Origin of the sequence: Pseudomonas sp. MG-9, from assembly GCF_018729515.1 — a bacterium.
In the GTDB taxonomy this organism is placed as follows: Bacteria; Pseudomonadota; Gammaproteobacteria; order Pseudomonadales; family Pseudomonadaceae; genus Aquipseudomonas; species Aquipseudomonas serboccidentalis.
In genome coordinates, this window is record NZ_JAHHZH010000003.1 from 218,048 (window position 1) to 239,374 (window position 21,327).

23 protein-coding genes and 1 pseudogene are annotated in these 21,327 nt (G+C 60.7%); 12 read left to right on the forward strand and 12 right to left on the reverse strand.

Going from position 1 to position 21,327, the window contains the following annotated elements; all coding sequences use genetic code 11:
- Window positions 1–60: 60 nt before the first annotated feature.
- On the reverse strand, window positions 61–1,788 hold the full coding sequence (ggt, locus tag KKQ10_RS09300) for a gamma-glutamyltransferase (RefSeq protein ID WP_215500915.1): 1,728 nt from the start codon (window positions 1,786–1,788) through the stop codon (window positions 61–63).
- Window positions 1,789–1,941: 153 nt separating this feature from the next.
- On the opposite strand from ggt, the gene KKQ10_RS09305 reads away from it, so the two are divergent.
- Window positions 1,942–2,457 carry a methylated-DNA--[protein]-cysteine S-methyltransferase gene (locus KKQ10_RS09305; RefSeq protein WP_215500916.1) on the forward strand — a complete coding sequence of 172 codons (516 nt, stop codon included), beginning with the start codon at window positions 1,942–1,944 and terminating at the stop codon, window positions 2,455–2,457.
- A gap of 83 nt (window positions 2,458–2,540) precedes the next feature.
- On the opposite strand, the gene KKQ10_RS09310 is transcribed toward KKQ10_RS09305, so the two are convergent.
- From KKQ10_RS09310 to KKQ10_RS09325, 4 genes and pseudogenes are all read right to left on the reverse strand, one after another.
- Complete coding sequence (locus KKQ10_RS09310; protein ID WP_127651000.1) at window positions 2,541–3,131, reverse strand: NUDIX domain-containing protein; 591 nt, start codon at window positions 3,129–3,131, stop codon at window positions 2,541–2,543.
- Window positions 3,132–3,284: 153 nt separating this feature from the next.
- Window positions 3,285–4,286 (reverse strand): annotated as a pseudogene (locus KKQ10_RS09315) (chitinase); the annotation flags it as partial.
- 40 nt (window positions 4,287–4,326) lie between these two features.
- Window positions 4,327–4,962, reverse strand: a complete 636-nt coding sequence (locus KKQ10_RS09320; RefSeq protein WP_127651002.1) for a lytic polysaccharide monooxygenase auxiliary activity family 9 protein — start codon at window positions 4,960–4,962, stop codon at window positions 4,327–4,329.
- A gap of 222 nt (window positions 4,963–5,184) precedes the next feature.
- The gene (locus tag KKQ10_RS09325) at window positions 5,185–5,622 is read right to left on the reverse strand and encodes a hemerythrin domain-containing protein (protein WP_215500918.1); all 438 of its coding nucleotides are present in this window, start codon (window positions 5,620–5,622) and stop codon (window positions 5,185–5,187) included.
- Window positions 5,623–5,768: 146 nt separating this feature from the next.
- Here KKQ10_RS09325 and KKQ10_RS09330 point away from each other — a divergent pair, with 146 nt between their 5' ends.
- Window positions 5,769–6,194 (forward strand): GNAT family N-acetyltransferase, encoded by a 426-nt coding sequence (locus KKQ10_RS09330; protein WP_127651004.1) that lies wholly within the window; start codon window positions 5,769–5,771, stop codon window positions 6,192–6,194.
- 110 nt (window positions 6,195–6,304) lie between these two features.
- On the opposite strand, the gene KKQ10_RS09335 is transcribed toward KKQ10_RS09330, so the two are convergent.
- Window positions 6,305–6,655, reverse strand: coding sequence for a hypothetical protein (locus KKQ10_RS09335; protein ID WP_127651005.1), 351 nt, complete (start codon window positions 6,653–6,655; stop codon window positions 6,305–6,307).
- Between the two features lie 135 nt (window positions 6,656–6,790).
- Between KKQ10_RS09335 and KKQ10_RS09340 the strand changes: the two genes are divergently transcribed.
- The 8 genes from KKQ10_RS09340 (at window position 6,791) to KKQ10_RS09375 (ending at window position 11,509) form a co-directional block, all read left to right on the forward strand.
- A complete protein-coding gene (locus KKQ10_RS09340) occupies window positions 6,791–7,120 on the forward strand; it encodes a DUF6388 family protein (protein WP_215500919.1) in 330 nt (109 codons plus the stop codon).
- A gap of 25 nt (window positions 7,121–7,145) precedes the next feature.
- Window positions 7,146–7,850 carry a YoaK family protein gene (locus KKQ10_RS09345; RefSeq protein WP_127651007.1) on the forward strand — a complete coding sequence of 235 codons (705 nt, stop codon included), beginning with the start codon at window positions 7,146–7,148 and terminating at the stop codon, window positions 7,848–7,850.
- 192 nt (window positions 7,851–8,042) lie between these two features.
- Entirely contained in the window at window positions 8,043–8,435 is a 393-nt protein-coding gene (gene tusD, locus KKQ10_RS09350) for a sulfurtransferase complex subunit TusD (protein ID WP_215501097.1), read from the forward strand.
- Between the two features lies 1 nt (window position 8,436).
- Window positions 8,437–8,793, forward strand: a complete 357-nt coding sequence (gene tusC / locus KKQ10_RS09355) for a sulfurtransferase complex subunit TusC (RefSeq protein WP_215500920.1) — start codon at window positions 8,437–8,439, stop codon at window positions 8,791–8,793.
- Entirely contained in the window at window positions 8,793–9,086 is a 294-nt protein-coding gene (gene tusB / locus KKQ10_RS09360; protein ID WP_215500921.1) for a sulfurtransferase complex subunit TusB, read from the forward strand. Before tusC ends, tusB begins: the two co-directional genes overlap by 1 nt.
- Entirely contained in the window at window positions 9,083–9,418 is a 336-nt protein-coding gene (locus KKQ10_RS09365; protein WP_127651010.1) for a TusE/DsrC/DsvC family sulfur relay protein, read from the forward strand. The genes tusB and KKQ10_RS09365 overlap by 4 nt, the downstream gene beginning before the upstream one ends.
- Window positions 9,415–10,416 carry a glycosyl transferase family protein gene (locus KKQ10_RS09370; protein WP_215500922.1) on the forward strand — a complete coding sequence of 334 codons (1,002 nt, stop codon included), beginning with the start codon at window positions 9,415–9,417 and terminating at the stop codon, window positions 10,414–10,416. The genes KKQ10_RS09365 and KKQ10_RS09370 overlap by 4 nt, the downstream gene beginning before the upstream one ends.
- Window positions 10,417–10,507: 91 nt before the next feature.
- Window positions 10,508–11,509 (forward strand): glutathione S-transferase family protein, encoded by a 1,002-nt coding sequence (locus KKQ10_RS09375; RefSeq protein ID WP_215500923.1) that lies wholly within the window; start codon window positions 10,508–10,510, stop codon window positions 11,507–11,509.
- A gap of 94 nt (window positions 11,510–11,603) precedes the next feature.
- On the opposite strand, the gene cysG is transcribed toward KKQ10_RS09375, so the two are convergent.
- The 6 genes from cysG to KKQ10_RS09405 all read right to left on the reverse strand — a co-directional run bounded on the left by cysG (window position 11,604) and on the right by KKQ10_RS09405 (window position 19,278).
- Complete coding sequence (gene cysG / locus KKQ10_RS09380) at window positions 11,604–12,998, reverse strand: siroheme synthase CysG (RefSeq protein WP_215500924.1); 1,395 nt, start codon at window positions 12,996–12,998, stop codon at window positions 11,604–11,606.
- The gene (serS, locus tag KKQ10_RS09385; protein WP_215500925.1) at window positions 12,999–14,279 is read right to left on the reverse strand and encodes a serine--tRNA ligase; all 1,281 of its coding nucleotides are present in this window, start codon (window positions 14,277–14,279) and stop codon (window positions 12,999–13,001) included.
- A gap of 15 nt (window positions 14,280–14,294) precedes the next feature.
- Window positions 14,295–14,669, reverse strand: a complete 375-nt coding sequence (gene crcB, locus KKQ10_RS09390) for a fluoride efflux transporter CrcB (protein WP_127651015.1) — start codon at window positions 14,667–14,669, stop codon at window positions 14,295–14,297.
- The gene (locus KKQ10_RS09395; protein ID WP_064587012.1) at window positions 14,669–15,991 is read right to left on the reverse strand and encodes a replication-associated recombination protein A; all 1,323 of its coding nucleotides are present in this window, start codon (window positions 15,989–15,991) and stop codon (window positions 14,669–14,671) included. The genes crcB and KKQ10_RS09395 overlap by 1 nt, the downstream gene beginning before the upstream one ends.
- A gap of 190 nt (window positions 15,992–16,181) precedes the next feature.
- Window positions 16,182–16,802 (reverse strand): outer membrane lipoprotein periplasmic chaperone LolA, encoded by a 621-nt coding sequence (gene lolA / locus KKQ10_RS09400; protein ID WP_127651016.1) that lies wholly within the window; start codon window positions 16,800–16,802, stop codon window positions 16,182–16,184.
- A 67-nt stretch (window positions 16,803–16,869) separates the two neighbouring features.
- On the reverse strand, window positions 16,870–19,278 hold the full coding sequence (locus tag KKQ10_RS09405) for a DNA translocase FtsK (protein ID WP_127651017.1): 2,409 nt from the start codon (window positions 19,276–19,278) through the stop codon (window positions 16,870–16,872).
- A gap of 309 nt (window positions 19,279–19,587) precedes the next feature.
- Here KKQ10_RS09405 and trxB point away from each other — a divergent pair, with 309 nt between their 5' ends.
- Together trxB and aat are read left to right on the forward strand one after the other, a co-directional pair.
- Entirely contained in the window at window positions 19,588–20,547 is a 960-nt protein-coding gene (trxB, locus tag KKQ10_RS09410; RefSeq protein WP_215500926.1) for a thioredoxin-disulfide reductase, read from the forward strand.
- A 64-nt stretch (window positions 20,548–20,611) separates the two neighbouring features.
- Entirely contained in the window at window positions 20,612–21,292 is a 681-nt protein-coding gene (gene aat, locus KKQ10_RS09415) for a leucyl/phenylalanyl-tRNA--protein transferase (protein ID WP_215500927.1), read from the forward strand.
- The last annotated feature ends 35 nt before the right edge of the window (window positions 21,293–21,327 follow it).

The following is a 21,327-nucleotide window of genomic DNA, read 5'->3' on the forward strand; positions in this document are numbered from 1 at the left end:
CTTCCTTGATCGATCCTTGAGACAGGGGCGGAGCTGAGCCCGCCCCCTTTTTTACGCCTCTCAGTAGCCCAGTGACAACCCGGTATTGCGCCGTGGATCGTTGGCACCGTAGAAGCGGTTTTTGCCTACCGGCTTACCGCCCAGCGACGGCGCGCCGACCAGGATCGCCGCGATGTGGTTGGCGTCCTGCGGCCCGGCAAACTTGTGGCCCCAGCTCTCGAGGATCTTCTTCGTATCGGGGCTGGCGGCGAAGTCTTCGAGGTTGGTTTCTTCCGGCATCCATTGCTGGTGGAAGCGCGGCGCGTCGACCGCTTCCTGCAGGCCCATGCCGTAGTCGATGACGTTGAGCATGGTCAGCAAGGTGGCGGTGATGATCCGGCTGCCACCTGGCGTGCCGACCACCATCACCACTTTACCGTCCTTGGTGACGATGGTCGGGCTCATCGATGACAGCGGCGCTTTGCCTGGAGCGATGGCGTTGGCCTCGCCCTGCACCAGACCGTACATGTTCGGCACGCCGACCTTGGAGGTGAAGTCGTCCATCTCGTCGTTGAGGATCACCCCGGTCTTGCTCGCCATCACGCCGGCACCGAACCAGTCGTTGAGGGTGTAGGTCACCGACACCGCGTTGCCCCACTTGTCGACGATCGAATAGTGCGTGGTGTTGTTGCCTTCATGCGGCGCGACGCCAGGTTTCAGCTCGGCGGAGATGCCGGCCTTCTGCGGCTGGATCGCGTTGCGCAGTTTGGTCGCGTAGTTCTTGTCCAGCAGGTGTTCGATCGGATTCTTGACGAAATCCGGGTCGCCCAGATAGCTGTTGCGGTCGACATAGGCGTGGCGCATCGCTTCGATCTGGTAGTGCATGCCCTGGGCCGAATGGAAGCCCAGATCCTTCATCGGATAACCTTCGAGGATGTTCATGATCTGACAGATCACCACGCCACCGGAACTCGGTGGTGGCGCCGAGACCACGTGGTAGCCACGGTAATCGCACTCCACCGGGGCCAGTTCGCGGGTCTTGTATTTGTCGAGGTCGGCCTGGGTGATGATGCCCTTGTTGGCCTGGCTGGAGGTGACGATGGCGTCGGCCACCCAGCCTTTATAAAAACCGTCGGCGCCTTTTTCGGAAATGGTGCGCAGGGTTTTCGCCAGATCCTTCTGCACCAGTTTCTGCCCGACCTGCATCGGCTCGCCGTTGTGCAGGAAGATCGACCCAGAATCGCGCATGTCTTTCTTGAACACATCGGTGGCGTAATCCAGCAGATCGACGTCGCCCTGCTCCAGTTCGAAACCGTCTTCAGCCAGTTTGATCGCTGGCGCGATCATGTCCTTGCGCGGCTTGGTACCGTACTTGCTCAGCGCCAGCTCCATACCCGACACGGTGCCCGGCACGGCCACGGCGAGATGACCACGGGTGCTGAGGTCCGGGACGACGTTGCCGTCCTTGTCCAGGTACATGTTGGCGGTGGCCGCCAGCGGGGCCTTTTCGCGGAAATCGAGGAACGTCTTGCGCCCGTCCGCCAGTTGAATGGTCATGAAACCGCCACCACCGAGGTTGCCCGCCGCGGGGTACACCACCGCCAGCGCATACCCCACGGCAACCGCGGCATCCACCGCGTTGCCGCCATTTTTCAACACATCGACGCCGACGTGGGAAGCCAGGTGTTGGGCGGTGACCACCATGCCGTTTTCGGCGGCAACCGGTGCCACCGAGGCGGCGTGGGCCATGAGGCAGCTCAGTGCCAGTGACGTCGCAATCAGCGTTTTGGTCAAAGGTTCGTACTTCATGAGTCGATCTCTTTTTTTTGTTTTGAGGGGCTGTGCAAAACAGAGGGGAACGCTTCAAAAGCAACAAGCAGTATGGTCGCTATTGTGATTTGCGCCTCCCGGATCAGGCAGTATGCTGGGCGCTCTCGCCGTGCCGATCCGGAGTTCTGCCCCATGCCTTACACGTTCATTACCCTGCCTTCACCGGTCGGCGAATTGAAGCTGGTGGCGAACGGCGCACGACTGGCGGCCATCCTCTGGGAAAACGATAAACCGGGCCGGGTGCGCCTCGGGCCGATGACTGAAGCGCCAGACAATCCGTTCTTGCAGAAAGCCGCGCGACAGTTGCAAGAATATTTTGCTGGCCGCCGGGATCGCTTCGACCTGGAGCTGGATTTTGTCGGCACCGATTTTCAGAAGAAGGTCTGGGCGGCGCTGCTGACCATCCCCTTTGGCGAGACCCGCACCTACAGCCAGATCGCCGAACAGATTGGCAATCCGACCGCGGTGCGTGCGGTGGGCGCTGCGAACGGGCGCAACCCGATTTCGATTGTGGCGCCGTGTCATCGGGTGATTGGCGCCTCGGGAAAACTGACCGGGTTTGCCGGAGGGCTCGAGGCCAAGGAGCGGTTGCTGACGCTGGAGGGGGGTGGCTGGTCGGCGGTCGGCAAAACGGGAGAGTTGTTTTAAAAGATCTAAAGATCGCAGCCTGCGGCAGCTCCTACAGGGGGAATGTTTCAATGTAGGAGCTGCCGCAGGCTGCGATCGTTGCTTTATCGGGCGAACAGGTTATTCATCGCCGCATACTGCAACAGCATGATGGTCTTGGCGTCGCAGATCTCGCCGCGATGAAACGCCGCCAAGGCTTCATCAAAACCCCACTCCAGCACTTCCAGTTCCTCGGTTTCCTCTTCCAGGCCTCCACCCTCACTGACCTTCGACTTCGCGTCGTACTCGGCAATGAAGAAGTGCAGCTTCTCGGTTACCGAGCCGGGGCTCATGTAGGCCTCGAATACTTTCTTCACGTCGTGCACGCGGTAGCCGGTTTCCTCTTCGGCCTCGTCGCGGATCCGCTGCTCCGGTGCCGCGCCTTCGAGCAGCCCCGCCGCCACTTCGATCAACAAGCCGTCATGGCCGTTGACGAACACCGGCAAACGGAATTGGCGAGTCAGCACCACCGTGCGTTTCTCACGGTTGAACAGCAGGATCGCGGCACCATTGCCACGGTCGTAGACCTCGCGCGTCTGACGCTGCCAGTCGCCGTTGTTGCGCAGGTAGTCAAAGGTGATTTTCTTCAGCAGGTACCAGTCGTGGGACAACACCTGAGCGTCGACAATGTTGACCCGCTGGGCAGTTTTGATCATGACGCCTGAACCTTGTGTCATCGGAAAACGCCCATATTCGAATAATCGCGCCCACAAAAAAAGCCCGGCAGCGCTACCGAGCTTTTTTATTTGCGTCTAACGGGCGAGACGCGACAATGCCTCATCCGTTTCCTGCGCCGCTGTAAGTACGCCGTGAATCAGCGGCCCATAACGCCGACTGAACTCCCGGTTGTACGGCACACGGTCCTTGCTGACACCGTTGTCCCAGTTCACCGACCAGGTCATCAACCCCTTGATCGGCAACCCCTTGATCGCCAGACGCTTGAGCACGTTGCCCACTGCGGTGCTGTCGATCACATAACCGGTGGCTGCGGCGTCAACGTTAGCTGGCAGGCCAATGACGAATTTGTCCGCCGGGATTCTGGTGAAGCCCCGGGTGCCAGTCACCAGACTTTCGGTCAGGTAATAGAGGAAGTCTTCTTTCAGCGCATCGTTGTTTTGCGCGATCCACGCACCATTACCGTTATTGGCTTCCGGCACCCAGACCCCATCGCCGCCCTGGTTATAGAACTGCGGGGCGATGAAGTCGTAATAGCCTTCCAGTGCCTGCAGGTAACCGACGTATTTGCCGTTGGTGGTCAGGTAGGGAAATTCCGGGGCCATGCTGATGATGAAGTGCTTGCCCTGGCCTGCGTAGTGATCCTTGACCAGTTTCAGCGCGGCTGGCAGCACGGTCTTGTTGGCAGCGAAATCAATCGCGCTCTGCTCAAGATCGATGTCCAGTCCATCGAAGCCGTAGGTTTCCACCAGACGGATGATTTCATTGGCCAGTGGTTGTTCCTGTCCAGCCCGCAACTCGATGTGCGCATCGGCGCCACCCAGGGACAGCAGCACCGCCCGCCCCTGGCTGTTGAGCACGCCGACCTGGCGACGGAACTCGGCGTCGGAGACGTTGAACGGCTTGAAGGTCGGAATCCCGCTGCCCTTCATGAACGCCACCGCGACCACGTTGTACTCTTTGGGCACCGCCTCCAGCGCGATTTCGGCGAACCGGCCCTGACGGTAACCGTCATTCGGGCCCGCCGGCCAGTTGTGCCAGAAGCCCATGAGGATCTTCTTGCCGGCGATGCTTGGCATCAGCGAGGCCGCGTCGGCCGCCTGGTTTTGCACGAGTGTGAAGTCGATTTTTGACATGTTCTAATCCTTCAGAACCTGTGGGTTTGGCGTTGCGCCGTTATTTGAAGTCGACGTCGAACGCCTGATAGAAAGCGTTGCCGGTGTTGGCGACGATCCACATCAACACGATCACGTGATGACCCTTCTTGTTGGCCGGCAGTTTCACTTCGTGATCGACCTTGGCCTTCATCTCACCCGCATGGCTGTAGTACGGCACCTGGGTGTAGAAATCCTCGAAGAACGGCTGTGCTTCCAGTTGCGCACGGCTGATGCGTTGCTGCGGATCCCAGCCATCCTTGGTGATCAGCCAGCGATAACCACGGGTGGTGTGCGGCGCGGTGTACACCCAGTTGACCTTGAGGGTCTGGCCCGGCGTGACATTGAGCAGCGGCCACTCGAATGGACGATTGAGTTTTTTGCTCATCTCGGTGCTGGTGAAGTTCACACAATCGCGGGCATCCGTCTTGCCGCCACTGAGAACGTAGCCGTCAGCAGGCGGCGTGACGCTGTCACTGTCGGAGCCATACGGCGCCGGGAACGGCCCGGCCACCAGCGCCGGGAAGTTCTTGCCGCCTTCCATTTCGTTGACTTGCCAGCCGGCCAGCAGGCCCAGGTCGATGGCGACCGAGCCACGGCTGGCTGGAGAGGTGACGCGACCGTGTCGCAGTTGGGTTTGAGCTTGTGGTTGATTCATGTTGTTCACTCCGTTGATTTAAGAACTCTCCTTCCCGAGGAGAGGCCTTCAAGCTAACGGAGGTGGTTTTTTTGTCCATCGGCGGTTTTGTCGCAGGCCTCCACCTTCGGCGGCAGTAAACATTGAAAATACTGGATGTATATACAGCTTATTGCGACAAAACCCACCTGACGTATGGCTAAAGGCCTACACGCCGACACTGCAAAAACCGCCATTCAGCGCTCACGGCAGTTGTGCCTGGTACTCCTTTTCGTATTGGCCGGCGAGCTGTTCCTTTTGCTTGTCATCGAGCAACTTGCCGGCCATCTGGAAGAACTTCTGCTCTTCTTCCTTGAGATGGTGATGGACCTTGTCCGCGAGCTTCTTCGCCGTTACCAGCCACGCCGGGCTGGACATCTCGGTTTCGTCCAGCTCTTCCATCATCTCGTCCATCTCGTGATGCTCGGAGATCGCGTGGCGGCTAAGGTCGACGCCGTTGTCGAACTCCATCAGCGGAATATAGAAATGGCGCTCTTCGGCGGTTTCGTGGGCCTGCAGTTCGGCTTTAAGCTGCTTGTAGGCTTCAACCCGCTCCGGGGTATCGCCGCTGGTTTCGACCAGGGCTTTGGCGTAATTACGCTGGCGGTTGTGGCTTTCGCGAAGGGCTTCGAAAATATTCATGGGGGGTCCTCATCAACCGCGTTCGGAATGACGCTGTAAACGCTAGACCCCGGCGCGACAACGGCGGTTCCAAAGGGATGAGGCAGGACTAGGAAGACGCCCCCGGGCAGGATAGGCTGGCAGTTCACCTCACAAGGAAGTTGCGCATGACGTTGCGAATCGAGTTGTCGAAGAACCCCACGGAAGACCAACGCAAGGCCATTCTCGAACCACTGATTGCCTATAACGATGCCAAGACCGGTGGTTCCATGTCGGAACCTTTCGCGCTCATGGTGCGGGATGAGCACGACGCGATTCTCGGCGGCTTGTATGGCCGGGTGATATTCCAGTGGATGTATATCGAGTTGCTTTCAGTGCCGGAGAAAGCTCGTGGCCGAGGCATTGGCTCAAGACTGATGGCCATGGCCGAAGAGCTGGCTAACGAGAAGAGTTGCCTGGGCATCTGGCTGGACACCTTCGATTTTCAGGCGCCGGAATTCTACAAGAAGCTGGGGTTCAGCCAGTTTGGCGAGATTGTCGATTATCCGCCGGGGCATCGTCGGCATTATTTCCAGAAGCGTTTGAACGGCTGAATTCACGGGTCCCATCGCGAGCAGGCTCACTCCTACAGGAATGGTGGCAAACACAAGTCCAGTACCGGAGTGAGCCTGCTCGCGATGACGGCAGTCGTCTCAATACATGATCAAAGGCAGGTTGCCAACGCCGCCAACCGCCGCTTGGCTACAAAATCATCCTTCTGCGCGTAATAATTGAGCACGGTGCCCGAAGCATCACTAGTCACGTCGACAAACGATTCCGCCGAACGCGTGTACACCGTCGACCCGCCCTTCTTGCCCGGTTGCAGATACGCCCCGGCATCCACGCCAAACACCGCTTCGTCCTGCCAGCCGAACTGCACGCACTGGGCCACAACCTTCTCGGGTTTGTCCGAGGTCAGGACTTTGTACGGGGCTCTGGTGCGAGAATCGTCCATCACCGAACCCGCGCAACCGGCCAGCACCGTCGCGGCCAGCGCTACCATCAGAATTCGCATTGCATTCGCTCATTCAGAAAAAAGCGGACTGTATCACCGCAACAGGCAAAAACGTTCTGCTTTACTGCATTTATAGCGCGACACGCACGGGCTGCTGCGGCACCCTAAGGTCACCAGCCTCACAAAGGATCGCACATGGCGCCCACCGACCAGCGACATGAACAAGCCCTGAAACTGTTCCTCGACGCGCGTCCCGAACTGCGCAACACCCTTGATCACCTCAACCCGCTGCTGGCTCAGGTCAAGGGCGAAACCGCGGCGCAGTATCGTGAAGAACGCCTGCACGAGGCGTTCGAAGCCGAGGCTGAAGATCGGGGACTGTTCGCCTGGGAACTGACTTTACTGTTGACGGCTGCAACGCCCGAGGAGTATCTGGAGCAGCAAATGGAGGTGCATCGCGAGGTCGCGGAAATGGCGCACATGAGCTGGCTGGATTACTGTGACCTGTACGGGCTGGAATCATAACCACTGCTCAAGGATATCGTCGCCGATGTTGCCTTCCACTTCGACTCACCGCGCCACCTCCGGTCATTTGCATCGGCAGAAATGGCGTGGCCGCATCGGTCTGGCGCTGGTGGCCGCCCTGTCGGTACTGGCGGGCATGACCGACGCCATCGGCTTCATGGCCAGCGGCGACTTCGTCTCGTTCATGAGCGGCAACACCACGCGGCTGGCGGTGGCGATCAGTGTCGGCGATCTGGGACTGACGTTGCGCCTGGTGATCCTGGTCGTCACGTTTGTGCTCGGCAATGCCCTGGGGATTGTGATCGGGCGCATCAGCGGGCGGCGCACGCTGCCCTTGTTGCTGTGCATCGCCACCCTGCTCTGCGCGGCGGCCGCCTGGCCGTCTGACACGCAACTGCCGGCGCTGCTGGCGGCGATCATCGCCATGGGCATGCTCAACGCGGCAGTCGAGGAAGTGAACGGTCTGCCCGTGGGCCTGACCTACGTGACCGGGGCGCTGTCGCGGTTCGGCCGTGGACTGGGCCGCTGGATGCTCGGCGAACGCCGTAACGGCTGGCGAGTGCAACTGGTGCCGTGGACCGGCATGTTCATCGGCGCGATTCTGGGCGCGGTGCTGGAACATCACCTGGGACTGCGGGCATTGTTCGTCAGCGGTCTGCTGGCCGCGGCGCTGGGCGTGCTCTCCCTGACCATTCCGCGCCGTTGGCAACTGGGCTATATGCCCCGCTGAAAACGCCTTTCATACTGTAGGAGCTGCGGCACGCTGCGATCTTTTGATGTTGATTTCAAAGATCAGAATCAAAAGATCGCAGCCTCGTTTCACTCGACAGCGCCTACAGGGGCATGCACTCAGGCAACTTGGGTTTCGCCGCTACACCGATAAAGCTTTATCATGACCGCAGTTTTGCTGATCGAGTTCGTCATGAAGTTCGCCATTGCGCTGTTTTCCGCCGCCCATGCGCCCTCCTCGCGCCGTGCCCTGCTGTTTGCCCAGGCGGCGCTGGCCGGTGGGCATGAGATTGTCCGGCTGTTTTTCTATCAGGACGGCGTCTACAACGCCTCCGACGCGGTCGTCACCCCGCAGGACGAACTGGATCTGCCCAAACAATGGCGCACGTTCATCACCGAGCAGCAACTGGACGGCGTGGTGTGCATCGCCGCTGCGTTGCGCCGTGGCGCATTGAACGGCGAAGAAGCCAAGCGCTACCAGCGTGATGCGGTCTCGGTCAGCGCGCCGTGGGAGTTGTCCGGCCTCGGCCAATTGCACGATGCCGTGCAGGACGCCGATCGACTGATTTGTTTCGGAGGCGCGTGACATGGCCAAATCCCTGTTGATCATCAGCCGTCAATCACCGTGGTCCGGCCCCGGCGCGCGCGAAGCGCTGGACATCGTGCTGGCCGGCGGCGCCTTCGATCTGCCGATCGGCCTGCTGTTTCTCGATGACGGCGTGCTGCAACTGGCCGCCGGGCAAAACGCCAAGGCCCTGCAACAGAAAGACCTGAGCGCCAATCTGCAGGCACTGCCGATGTTCGGCGTTGAAGAGCTGTTCTACTGCGCCGACAGCGCCAGCGTACGCGGCCTGAGCAATCGGTCGCTGGAGGAAGCGCAGCCGCTCGCCGCCGAACAAATCACTGCCCTTATTGACCGTTACGACCAGGTGATCACCCTCTGATGTCGACTTTGCATGTGTTGTCTCATTCCCCGTTCGGCGACGAGCGCCTGACCAGTTGCCTGCGCGTGATCGGCGCTGCCGACGCCTTGCTGTTATCCGGCGACGCCGTCTATGCCCTGCAACCCGGCACCGCCCCCTTCACCGCGCTGCACAGCCGTCAGTTGAAACTGTTCGTATTGGCTGAAGATGCACAGGCACGCGCCGTGCAGTTGCCGGACTGGGCCGAAGCCATCGATTACCCGGCCTTCGTCGAATTGTCGATCCACCACGACAAGGTCAACAGCTGGCTATGAATTCCCTGACCGTCGGCGCCCGCGCCATCGCCCTGGACAAGGACGGCTTTCTGGTCGACCTCGACGACTGGTCCCACGACGTCGCCGGCGCCCTCGCCGCCGCTGAAGACATCGAGTTGAGCGCCGAACACTGGGAAGTCCTCGAACTGCTGCGCAGCTTCTACGCTGAATTCCAGCTGTCGCCGGCCACCCGTCCGTTGATCAAATACACCGCACTGAAACTCGGCCCGGACAAAGGCAACAGCCTGCACCTGAACCGACTGTTCAAAGGCACCCCTGCCAAACTCGCCGCGAAACTGGCGGGCCTGCCCAAACCGACGAATTGCTTATGACCGACTTTCCAGCGCTGACCCTCGAAACGCCCGCCGAACACCCGTTCGCTCAATTCGTGCGAATCCTTGGCAAGGGCAAGCGCGGCGCCCGCGACCTGACCCGTGAGGAGGCCCGGGAGGCGATGGGCATGGTGCTCGACGACAAAGTCGAAGACACCCAGCTCGGCGCGTTCCTGATGCTGCTGCGGCACAAGGAAGAAAGCGCCGAGGAAATGGCCGGTTTCACCGAAGCCTTGCGCGAGCGCTTGCAGGCGCCGGCATTGAACGTCGATCTGGACTGGCCGACCTATGCCGGCAAGAAACGCCATTTGCCGTGGTACCTGCTGGCAGCCAAGTGCCTGGCGCAAAACGGCGTACGGATTTTCATGCACGGCGGCGGCGCACACACCGCCGGACGCTTGTACACCGAACAACTGCTCGGCGAGCTGCACATCCCGCTGTGCCGCACCTGGCAGCAGGTCGGCAGCGCGCTGGACGACGGTGGCCTGGCGTTCATGCCGCTGATGGACTGGGCGCCGCAATTGCAGAAGATGATCGACCTGCGCAACACCATGGGCCTGCGCTCGCCGATCCATTCACTCGCGCGGATTCTCAATCCGCTGGGCGCCCGGTGTGGCCTGCAAAGTATCTTCCACCCGGGTTACCAAGCGGTGCACCGCGACGCCAGCGGCCTGCTCGGCGACACGGCGATCGTGGTCAAGGGCGACGGCGGCGAAATCGAGATCAACCCGGATGCCGACAGCCACCTGTACGGCACCACTGGCGGCCAGAGCTGGGACGAGGAATGGCCGCAACTGTCAAGCCAGCGCCACGTCAAACCGGCCACACTGGACGTTGAACATCTCAAAGCGGTGTGGCGCGGCGATGTGGTCGACAGCTATCCGCAAATGGCCCTGATCTCGACCATGGCGTTGGCCCTGCGCGGCCTCGGTCAAAGTCGCGAGCAAGCGTTCGCAACCGCCGAGCAGTACTGGGCGGCGCGGGACAAATCGATTTAACCGATCATAGACGCCCGATCTTTGCGCTTTTTGTTCGAACTCATCGGAATAGACTCGGCTCCAACGCTTATTGGATTCAGGAGTCTTGATCATGGGTTTACTCGTCGATGGCCACTGGCAGGACAAGTGGTACGAAAGCAGCAAGGACGGTGCGTTCCAGCGCGAACAGGCACAGCGCCGTCACTGGGTCACCGCTGACGGCCAGCCCGGGCCGAGCGGTGAAGGCGGTTTTGCCGCCGAAGCCGGGCGCTATCACCTTTATGTATCGCTCGCCTGCCCTTGGGCCCACCGCACGCTGATCCTGCGCAAGCTCAAAGGCCTGGAAAGCCTGATCGACGTGTCCGTGGTCAGCTGGCTGATGCTGGAAAACGGCTGGACCTTCGACACGGCGCTCGGTTCGACCGGCGACAAGCTCGATCACTTCGACTTCATGCACCAACGCTATACCGCCGACACCCCGGACTACACCGGGCGCGTTACGGTGCCGGTGCTGTGGGACAAGAAACTCAAGCGCATCGTCAGCAATGAATCGGCGGAGATCATCCGCATGTTCAACAGCGCCTTCGATGACCTGACCGGCAACGATCTGGACTTCTACCCAGCGCCCTTGCGTGGCGAGATCGATGCGCTGAACGAGCGGATCTATCCGGCGGTGAACAACGGCGTGTATCGCGCAGGCTTCGCCACCTCGCAAACGGCTTATGAAGAAGCGTTCGACGAGGTGTTTGCCGAACTCGATCATCTGGAGCGGCTGCTGGGCGCCAATCGTTACCTGAGCGGTGAATACCTGACCGAAGCCGACGTGCGTTTATTCACCACGATGATTCGCTTCGACGCGGTGTATCACGGGCACTTCAAGTGTAATTTGCGTCGGATTGCCGATTACCCGAACCTGTCGAACTGGCTGCGTGAGCTGTACCAGTGGCCGGGGATTGCCGAGACGGTGGATTTTCAGCACATCAAAAATCATTACTACGGCAGTCACAAGACGATCAACCCGACCGGCGTTGTGCCGAAGGGGCCGGCGCAGGATTTCAGCGTGGCGCATGATCGGGCACGGCTGGATGGGAAAGGGGTTTGGCTTAAGGGCTAACAACAAAAGCAAAAGATCGCAGCCTTCGGCAGCTCCTACAGGGAACGCATTCTCATGTAGGAGCTGCCGAAGGCTGCGATCTTTTTGCTTTGACTCAGACTTGCGTCTGAGCGCCCTCGAACCACGCCAGTTTCTCGCGCAGCTGCACCACTTCACCGACGATCACCAGGGTCGGCGCATGCACTTCATGCTCCGCCACCAGGCGCGGCAGGTCGGCCAGCGTGCCGGTGAAGACCCGCTGATTGACCGTGGTGCCCTGCTGGATCAACGCCGCCGGGGTATCCGCCGAGCGACCGTGCTTGATCAACTGCTCGCAAATCACCGGCAAACCCACCAGGCCCATGTAGAACACCAGCGTCTGCGCCGGGGCGACGAGGTCAGCCCAAGGCAGATCGGTGGAACCGTCCTTCAGGTGGCCAGTGACGAACCGCACCGACTGCGCGTAATCACGATGGGTCAGCGGAATCCCGGCATACGCCGCGCAACCGCTGGCCGCCGTGATTCCCGGCACCACCTGAAACGGGATGCCATGGGCCGCCAGTTCTTCAATCTCTTCACCGCCGCGACCGAAGATGAACGGATCGCCGCCCTTCAACCGCACCACGCGCTTGCCGGCCTTGGCCAGATCGACCAGTTGCTGGTTGATCTGATCCTGCGGCACCGCGTGATCGGCGCGACGCTTGCCGACGTAGACACGCTCGGCATCGCGACGGCACAGTTCAAGAATCGCCGGGGCGACCAAGCGGTCGTACAGCACCACGTCGGCTTGCTGCATCAGGCGCAAGGCGCGGAAGGTCAGCAGGTCCGGATCACCCGGCCCGGCGCCCACCAGATACACCTCACCGGTGGTTACCGTGGCTTCGCCATCGATCTTGGCTTGCAACAGACGTTCGGCTTCGGCGCCCTGCCCGGCCAGTTGCCGGTCGGCAATCGGACCTTGAAACACGTCTTCCCAGAAACCGCGACGTTGCTGCACATCTGGAAACAGGTTTTTCACCTGATTGCGGAAACGCGCAGCCAGTCCGGCCAGGTGACCATAAGTCGAAGGAATCCAGGTTTCGATCTTGGCGCGAATCAGCCGCGCCAGCACCGGCGCATCGCCGCCGCTGGACACCGCAATGATCAGCGGCGAACGATCGACAATCGCCGGGAAAATCACGCTGCATAACTGCGGCGCATCCACCACGTTGACCGGCACGCAGCGCCGATGCGCATCACTGGAGACTTGCGCATTCAGCGCTTCATCGTCGGTGGCGGCGATGATCAACCCGCAACCGTCCAGGTCCGCTTCCACGTAACCGCGCAGCAGGCACTGGCCACCGCTGGCGGTGACCAGTTCACGCAGTTGGCTTTCGATCTCAGGTGCGACCACCCGCAGCAGCGCACCGGCATCGGCCAGCAGGCGGGATTTGCGCAAGGCAATCTCCCCCCCACCGACAACCAACACACGACTGCCGCGCAGGTTGTGAAACAGCGGCAGATATTTCATTTAGCCGATGACCTCAAGGCCACCCATGTACGGCTTCAGCACGTCCGGCACGCGGATCGAACCGTCGGCCTGCTGGTAGTTTTCCAGCACGGCAACCAGGGTGCGACCGACGGCCAGACCCGAACCGTTGAGGGTGTGCACCAGCTCAGGCTTGCCGGTTTCCGGGTTGCGGAAACGCGCCTGCATACGGCGGGCCTGGAAATCGCCGCAGTTGGAGCACGACGAGATTTCGCGGTACTTGTCCTGGCTCGGAATCCACACTTCCAGGTCGTAGGTCTTCACGGCGCTGAAGCCCATGTCGCCGGTGCACAGCGCCAGGGTGCGGTAAGGCAGACCCAGCAGTTGCAGGACTTTCTCGGCGTTGGCGGTCAGGCTTTCCAGCGCTTCCATCGAAGTCGACGGCTCAACGATCTGGACCATCTCGACTTTGTCGAACTGGTGCTGACGGATCATGCCGCGAGTGTCGCGACCCGACGCGCCGGCTTCACTGCGGAAGCACGGGGTGTGGGCAACGAACTTGATCGGCAGCAGTTTCGAGTCGACGATTTCACCGGCCACGATGTTGGTCAGCGACACTTCGGCGGTCGGAATCAGGTACAGATCGGCTTCACCTTCGCGAGCGATCTTGAACAGGTCTTCTTCGAACTTCGGCAGTTGACCGGTGCCTTGCAGCGCCGGAGCCTGAACCAGATAAGGCGTGTAGGCCTCTTCGTAGCCGTGCTCGTTGACGTGCAGGTTGATCATGAACTGCGCCAGCGCGCGGTGCAGACGGGCGATCGGACCGCGCAGCAATGCAAAACGTGCGCCGGACAGCTTGGCGGCAGTTTCAAAATCCAGCCAGCCGAACTTCTCGCCCAGCGCGACGTGGTCTTTGACCTCGAAGTCGAACGCGGTCGGCGTGCCCCAGCGGCGCACTTCAACGTTGTCGTCTTCGTCTTTACCGACCGGAACGGATTCGTGTGGCAGGTTAGGGATACCCAGCAGGATCGAGTCCAGCTCGGTCTGGATCGCGTCCAGTTCGACTTTACCGGCACTCAGCTCGCCCGCCATGCGTTCGACGTCCGCCATCAGCGGCGCGATGTCTTCGCCGCGCTGCTTGGCCTGACCGATGGATTTGGAACGCGCGTTACGCTCAGCCTGCAGTGCTTCGGTGCGGGTCTGGACGGTCTTGCGCTGTTCTTCCAGCGCTTCGATGCGCGCGGTATCCAGGGCAAAGCCACGGGAAGCCAAGCGGTCCGCTACGTCCTGAAGGTTGCTACGTAACAGTTTGGAATCGAGCATGTCGGTTTCTCGTTATCAAAGTTTGGTCAAAGACAGGCCAGCCCACGTCGCGAGCAGCCCGCCGAATACGCTGAGTGCCGCATAGCCCAGGGCCAGCGGCACTTGCCCGCTTTCCAGCAGGCGCACCGTATCCAGTGAAAAGGATGAAAAAGTCGTCAGCCCTCCGAGGAAGCCGACGATCAACCCGGCACGCACCTCGATCGGCACCTCCGGGCGTATCAAAAACAGGCCGTACAACACGCCAATCAACAGACAGCCCACGATATTAACGGCCAGCGTCGCGGTATAGAAGTGCCGCGGCCAATTGGCACTGACCCAATTGGCCGTGGCGAAGCGCAACAGCGTACCGGCAATCCCGCCGGCGGAGACTGCAACAATCAATGGAAGCACTATTTTCTCCGCTGTCTTGGGCTTAAACGGTCGAGTTGAGCGAGGTGATTGAGCTTCTCGCCGATCTTCAATTCCAGACCGCGGGGCACTGGCTGATAGAACGGGATCGGCTCAAGCTCTTCCGGAAAATAATCTTCGCCGGCGGCATAGGCGTCCGGCTCGTCATGGGCGTAACGGTATTCGTCGCCATAACCCAATTGCTTCATCAGCTTGGTCGGCGCGTTGCGCAGGTGCAGGGGCACTTCCAGCGAGCCGTTTTCAGCGGCGGCGCGCAGTGCGGTCTTGAAGCCCATGTACACCGCATTGCTTTTCGGTGCACAGGCCAGATACGTGATGGCCTGGGCCACCGCCAGCTCGCCCTCAGGGCTGCCAAGGCGCTCCTGCACTTCCCACGCGGCGAGGCACAGGCTCAGGGCTCGCGGGTCGGCGTTGCCAATGTCTTCGCTGGCCATGCGCACCACGCGCCGGGCCAGGTAAAGGGGGTCGCAACCACCGTCGATCATCCGCGCGAACCAGTACAGCGCGCCGTCGGGATTGGAGCCGCGCACCGATTTGTGCAGCGCCGAGATCTGGTCATAGAACGCTTCGCCGCCCTTGTCGAAGCGCCGACGGGTATCGCCGAGCAGACTTTGCAGCAGTTCGGTGCCGATTTCACTGTTGTCTTCAGCCAGGTCCGAGGCGTTTTCCAGCAGATTGAGCAGACGCCGGCCATCGCCATCGGCGGCCGACAGCAGCATCTGAAAGCCTTCGTCATTCAGCGTCAGGTTACGCTTGCCCAGCCCGCGCTCTTCAGTGAGTGCGCGGTGCACCAGTTTGCGCAGCGCCGCCTCGTCGAGGCTTTTCAGCACATACACACGAGCCCGCGACAACAAGGCGTTGTTGAGTTCGAACGAAGGGTTTTCGGTGGTGGCACCGATGAAAATCAGCGTGCCGTCCTCAACGTACGGCAGGAACGCATCCTGCTGCGACTTGTTGAAACGGTGCACTTCATCGACGAACAGAATCGTGCGCTTGCCGTACTGGCCGGCCTGCTGCTTGGCGATTTCAACCGCCTGACGGATCTCCTTGACCCCGGCGAGCACCGCCGAGACCGTTTCGAAGTGCGCATCAGAGACTTCCGCGAGCAACCGCGCCAGGGTGGTCTTGCCCACACCCGGCGGTCCCCAGAAGATCATCGAATGCAGGGCACCCTGCTCCAGCGCCTCACGCAGAGGCTTGCCGCGAGCGAGTACGTGCTCCTGACCGACATACTCATCCAGATTGGTCGCGCGCAAACGCGCGGCCAGTGGCTGGGCAATCGGTGCACTGCGAAACAGATCCATCACGTAGCGTTGAAACCTCTGATTGTCTGAAACCTGTTGGAAACCCTGTGGCGAGGGAGCTTGCTCCCGCTGGACTGCGGAGCAGTCGCCGCTTTTGATTCAAGAGCAGGGCCGCTTCGCGCCCCAGCGGGAGCAAGCTCCCTCGCCACAAAAGCTCCAAGCCACAAGAGCCCAACCCGGGAGCCGGGATTTATTCCTGGATGACGTCAGCGCCCTTCGGGATATCGAACTTGAACTTCGACGCCGGTACCGCTTCGTTGGCCTTGACCCCGGTGAACAGGATATTGGTGCGCTGGCCGACGCTGTCGATCAGTTGCATGTCATTGACCAGACCATTGCGGAACGACAGACGCAGGTTGTCGAACAGGGTGTCCTTGGTCTTCGGCTTGAGGGTGAAGTCGATCACGCCGCCCGCCTCTTTCGCGGTGATGTCGAAGCTCTGACTGATCTTCGACACGTCACCGGACAGCAGCAGCGCCGGGGTCTGGGTCAGACGTTCATCGAGTTTCTTGATGGTCGCCTGCTCCAGATCCGGGTCCCACAGGGTGACCTTCTTGCCGTCGGAAACCATGGTCTGCTCATTCGGCGCATTGGTGTGCCAGTAGAACAGACCCGGACGCTGCAGGGTCATCTCACCGGTGGTTTCCTGCAACTGGGTGCCGCCGCCATCGAGGGTCAGTTGGGAAAAGTTCGCGGTCAGGGTTTTCGATGTTTCCAGCAGTTGGGTCAGACGCGCCACGTCCTTGTCGTCGGCGTGGGCCGTGAGCGTGGTCAGCGCCAGTACTGGCAACAGCATGCGGATAAGACGCATGGGAGTCCTCTTGAATACTCGTTGGGAGAGCGGCGGCACATCATTGTCCCGCCTCTTGCGTTTGCAATCAGTCGCGAACCGGGCCCGGAGCCAGGACTTCACGTGAGCCGTTGGTGTTCATTGAGGTGACGACCCCGGCCATTTCCATGGCTTCGATCATGCGCGCAGCACGGTTGTAACCGATCTTCAGCTTGCGCTGTACTGCAGAAATCGACGCCCGGCGGCTTTCCAGAACGAACTGCACGGCTTCGTCATACAGCGCGTCGGTCTCCGGATCATCACCGTCGCCGCCACCGCTGCTGCCTTCAAAACCGCTGCCCGCCTCTTCGACACCGTTGAGGATGTCGTCGTTGTATTCCGGTGCGCCACGCAGTTTCCACGCTTCCACCACACGGTGTACTTCATCGTCGGAAACGAACGCACCGTGAACCCGGATCGGCAGGCTGGTGCCCGGCGGCATGTAGAGCATGTCACCGTGGCCCAGCAGTTGCTCGGCGCCGCCCTGGTCGATGATGGTCCGCGAGTCGATCTTGCTCGACACCTGGAACGCCATACGGGTCGGAATGTTGGCCTTGATCAGACCGGTGATCACGTCCACCGACGGCCGCTGGGTCGCGAGGATCAAGTGGATACCGGCGGCACGCGCCTTTTGCGCGATACGGGCAATCAGTTCTTCGACCTTCTTGCCGACGATCATCATCATGTCGGCGAATTCGTCCACGACCACGACGATGGTCGGCAGCTTCTGCAGCAGCGGCGCTTCGTCGTGAATGCTTTCGCGCTTGTACAGCGGATCGCTCAACGGCTCGCCGGCGTCCTGGGCTTCCTTGACCTTGGCGTTGAAGCCTGAAAGGTTACGCACGCCCATCTTCGCCATCAGCTTGTAGCGGCGTTCCATCTCGGCAACGCTCCAACGCAAAGCGTTGGCGGCGTCCTTCATGTCGGTCACGACCGGGCACAGCAGGTGCGGAATGCCTTCGTAGATCGACAGCTCCAACATTTTCGGGTCGATCATGATCAGCTTGGCGTCTTCCGGGCCGGACTTGAACAGGATCGACAGGATCATCGCGTTCACCCCCACCGACTTACCGGAACCGGTGGTACCGGCCACCAGCAGGTGCGGCATCTTCGCCAGGTCGGTGATGACCGGTTTGCCGCCGATGTCGTGGCCCAGGGCCAAGGTGACCGGCGACTTGAAGTTATCGTACTCGGGGGTCGACAGCACTTCGGAGAACCGCACGATCTGCCGGTCTTCGTTGGGGATCTCGATACCAACCGTGGTCTTGCCCGGAATCACCTCGACCACGCGCACACTGGTCACGGCCAGCGAACGTGCAAGGTCTTTCGCCAGGTTGGCAATGCGGCTGACTTTGACGCCGGCGGCAGGCTGAATTTCGTAACGGGTAATCACCGGGCCCGGGTGGATCGAGTCCACAGTGACCTCGACGCCGAATTCCTTGAGCTTGATCTCCAGCAAGTGGCCGACCGCCGCCAGGGATTCAGGCGAATAATTGAGCTGTTTCTTTTCCGCAGGATCAAGGATCGAGATCGGCGGCAAGGTGCCTTCCACGGCGCTGTCGACGAACAACGGCACCTGCTTCTCTTTCTGCACACGCTTGCTTGGCTCGGGCGCCTTGGCCGGCGCCGGGGCGATCACCGGCGGCACCTGCTTCTCGCGATCGGACATGTGCTTGCTCAGGGCCTGCTCGCGCTCGATCAGACGTTCCTTGACCTTGGCCTGTTCACGCTTGTCGGTGACGGTCGGGGCCACCACATCATGGACGCGGTCATCGACTTCACGCAGTTGCGCAACCAGTTGCTTGCGCTCGGTACGGGCCGACCACCAGCGGTTGATCGCGCCCTGGAACAGCTCGAACAGGTCGAGGGTGATTTTGCCGGTGACATCCATCACCTTGAACCACGACAGGTCGGTGAACACCGTCAGGCCGAACAGGAACAGGGCAATGAACAGCAGCGTGCTGCCCTGGATATTCAGGGCATTGCGCGCCAGATCGCCAAGGCTTTCGCCCAGCGCCCCGCCCGCGCCGGCCGGCAGACCGGTGGCAGCGTGGAAATGGATATGCGCCAGCGCCGCGCCGGACAGCACCAGGAACACCAGGCCGATCAGACGCCAGGAGAACAGCCAGCCGCTCCACTGCCATGGTTCGTGGCGCTGGCGGAAGATCTGATACGCCTTGATCGCCAGCAGCAGCGGGAAAATGTATGCGAAGTAACCCAGCACCATGAACAGGATATCGGCGCTGTAGGAACCGGCCGGGCCGCCAAAGTTCTGCACGTCGTCGATCTTGCTGTTGTGGCTCCAGCCCGGATCGTCCTTGCCGTAGGTCAGCAAGGCCATCATCAGGAACAGGCACAAGGCACCGATGGCGATCAATGCACCTTCCTTGAGCCGGTAGTGCAATTGCTGGCGCCAGAGCGGAACGACTGTTTTTGGTGCTTCGGTGGATTTCTTCAAAACGCTTCTTTTCCTGCGCCCGGGGCGCGTCCATCTATTGAATGACGATAAAAAACTGCCCAATCCAGGCAGGTAAAAAAGTGAACCGGCGCAACTGAGACTACTTTTAACACTGTGCCGCAGCTTTTATAAACACAGCCATAAACACAGCGCTCGGCAAATATCCTGTAACAGCCCGGCATTGTACGGGTTTGTGCGGCTGATGCCATGCTTCAAACCCCATAGCTGAGCATAGCCAACCGCACAAATCCTGCGGTTCAATTTGAGCATGCATTGTCTTTTGTGACAAAGGCTTATGAGGTGTATTTGATGAACGCAGCGAAGCATTCACGCCTGATCATTCTCGGCTCCGGCCCTGCTGGTTACAGCGCCGCCGTGTACGCCGCGCGCGCCAACCTCAAACCGGTGGTCATTACCGGGCTGCAGGCCGGTGGCCAGCTCACCACCACCGTCGAAGTCGACAACTGGCCCGGGGACGTCGAAGGTCTGACCGGTCCGGTGCTGATGGAGCGCATGCAGAAACACGCCGAACGCTTTGCCACAGAGATCGTTTACGACCACATCCACACCGCCAAGTTGCAGCAGCGCCCGTTCGAACTCATCGGCGACAGCGGCACTTACACCTGCGACGCGCTGATCATCGCCACTGGCGCCTCGGCGCAGTATCTGGGTCTGCCTTCTGAAGAAGCCTTCGCCGGCAAAGGCGTTTCAGCCTGCGCGACCTGTGACGGTTTTTTCTACCGCAATCAGGTGGTCGCGGTGGTCGGCGGCGGCAACACCGCTGTCGAGGAAGCGCTGTACCTGTCGAACATCGCCAAAGAAGTGCATCTGATCCACCGGCGCGACAAGTTGCGTTCGGAGAAAATCCTCCAGGACAAACTGTTCGAAAAAGCCGCCAATGGCAACGTTCGCCTGCACTGGAACCAGAATCTGGACGAAGTACTGGGCGACGCCAGCGGCGTGACTGGCGCCCGTCTGCGGGACAGTCGTACCGGCGAAACCCGTGATCTGGAGCTGGCCGGCGTATTCATCGCCATTGGTCACAAACCCAACACCGATCTGTTTCAGGGCCAGCTGCCGATGCGCGACGGCTACCTGCGGGTCAAGGGCGGCAGTGACGGCGACGCCACGTCCACCGAGATCCCCGGCGTCTTCGCTGCCGGCGATGTGGCCGACCACGTTTACCGCCAGGCCGTGACCTCGGCCGGGGCCGGTTGCATGGCGGCACTGGACGCGGAGAAGTATCTGGACGACATTCCTGTCATTTAACGGCACACTTTATCGCGGGCCCATACAGCCCGCACCGCCCTCCCCTTCTGCAAGCCTGAATGCCATGCTGACTTGGTTACAACGTAACTCCCTGACTTTTCCGCCGCTGGAAAAGGCCATGCGCGACCCCAACGGATTGCTCGCCGCCGGTGGCGATCTGTCGGCCGATCGGCTGATTCAGGCATATCGCCACGGCTGCTTTCCGTGGTTTTCCGAGGGCCAACCGATTCTCTGGTGGTCGCCGGATCCTCGTACCGTGTTGTTTCCCGACGAACTGCATGTCTCGCGCAGCCTTGGCAAACTGCTGCGCAAGGAACGCTATCAGGTGACCTTCGATCAGGATTTCGACGCGGTGATTCGCGCCTGCGCTGCACCGCGGGATTACGCCGACGGCACCTGGATCACCGAAGCCATGCAGGACGCCTATCTGGAACTGCACCGACGCGGCTTCGCCCACTCGGTCGAGGTCTGGGATCAGGACCAACTGGTCGGCGGTCTGTATGGCCTGGCGATGGGACAGCTGTTTTTCGGCGAATCGATGTTCAGCCGCGCCGACAACGCCTCCAAATACGGCTTTGCCACTCTCGTGCGACACCTGAAAGACGCTGGATTCGTCCTGATTGACTGCCAGATGCCGACCGATCATCTGCACAGCCTCGGCGCCCGGGCGATCCCCCGCCACGAATTCGCCGACTATCTGGCCCGCCACCTGGATCAACCCAGTCGCGCCACCTGGGTTTGCTGAGCGACTTTTGCGCGCGTGGCTTACACTTAATTCAC

Coding starts and splice junctions, on each gene's coding strand:
- tusD (WP_215501097.1), top strand. CDS start 8,043: ATGAAGTTCGCCATTGCGCTGTTTTCCGCCGCCCATGCGCCCTCCTCG.
- KKQ10_RS09340 (WP_215500919.1), top strand. CDS start 6,791: ATGGCGCCCACCGACCAGCGACATGAACAAGCCCTGAAACTGTTCCTC.
- KKQ10_RS09330 (WP_127651004.1), top strand. CDS start 5,769: ATGACGTTGCGAATCGAGTTGTCGAAGAACCCCACGGAAGACCAACGC.
- KKQ10_RS09325 (WP_215500918.1), bottom strand. CDS start 5,622: ATGAATATTTTCGAAGCCCTTCGCGAAAGCCACAACCGCCAGCGTAAT.
- ggt (WP_215500915.1), bottom strand. CDS start 1,788: ATGAAGTACGAACCTTTGACCAAAACGCTGATTGCGACGTCACTGGCA.
- KKQ10_RS09335 (WP_127651005.1), bottom strand. CDS start 6,655: ATGCGAATTCTGATGGTAGCGCTGGCCGCGACGGTGCTGGCCGGTTGC.
- KKQ10_RS09375 (WP_215500923.1), top strand. CDS start 10,508: ATGGGTTTACTCGTCGATGGCCACTGGCAGGACAAGTGGTACGAAAGC.
- KKQ10_RS09345 (WP_127651007.1), top strand. CDS start 7,146: ATGTTGCCTTCCACTTCGACTCACCGCGCCACCTCCGGTCATTTGCAT.
- aat (WP_215500927.1), top strand. CDS start 20,612: ATGCTGACTTGGTTACAACGTAACTCCCTGACTTTTCCGCCGCTGGAA.
- serS (WP_215500925.1), bottom strand. CDS start 14,279: ATGCTCGATTCCAAACTGTTACGTAGCAACCTTCAGGACGTAGCGGAC.
- KKQ10_RS09310 (WP_127651000.1), bottom strand. CDS start 3,131: ATGATCAAAACTGCCCAGCGGGTCAACATTGTCGACGCTCAGGTGTTG.
- KKQ10_RS09395 (WP_064587012.1), bottom strand. CDS start 15,991: ATGGATCTGTTTCGCAGTGCACCGATTGCCCAGCCACTGGCCGCGCGT.
- KKQ10_RS09305 (WP_215500916.1), top strand. CDS start 1,942: ATGCCTTACACGTTCATTACCCTGCCTTCACCGGTCGGCGAATTGAAG.
- KKQ10_RS09365 (WP_127651010.1), top strand. CDS start 9,083: ATGAATTCCCTGACCGTCGGCGCCCGCGCCATCGCCCTGGACAAGGAC.
- tusB (WP_215500921.1), top strand. CDS start 8,793: ATGTCGACTTTGCATGTGTTGTCTCATTCCCCGTTCGGCGACGAGCGC.
- lolA (WP_127651016.1), bottom strand. CDS start 16,802: ATGCGTCTTATCCGCATGCTGTTGCCAGTACTGGCGCTGACCACGCTC.
- tusC (WP_215500920.1), top strand. CDS start 8,437: ATGGCCAAATCCCTGTTGATCATCAGCCGTCAATCACCGTGGTCCGGC.
- cysG (WP_215500924.1), bottom strand. CDS start 12,998: ATGAAATATCTGCCGCTGTTTCACAACCTGCGCGGCAGTCGTGTGTTG.
- KKQ10_RS09320 (WP_127651002.1), bottom strand. CDS start 4,962: ATGAATCAACCACAAGCTCAAACCCAACTGCGACACGGTCGCGTCACC.
- KKQ10_RS09370 (WP_215500922.1), top strand. CDS start 9,415: ATGACCGACTTTCCAGCGCTGACCCTCGAAACGCCCGCCGAACACCCG.
- trxB (WP_215500926.1), top strand. CDS start 19,588: ATGAACGCAGCGAAGCATTCACGCCTGATCATTCTCGGCTCCGGCCCT.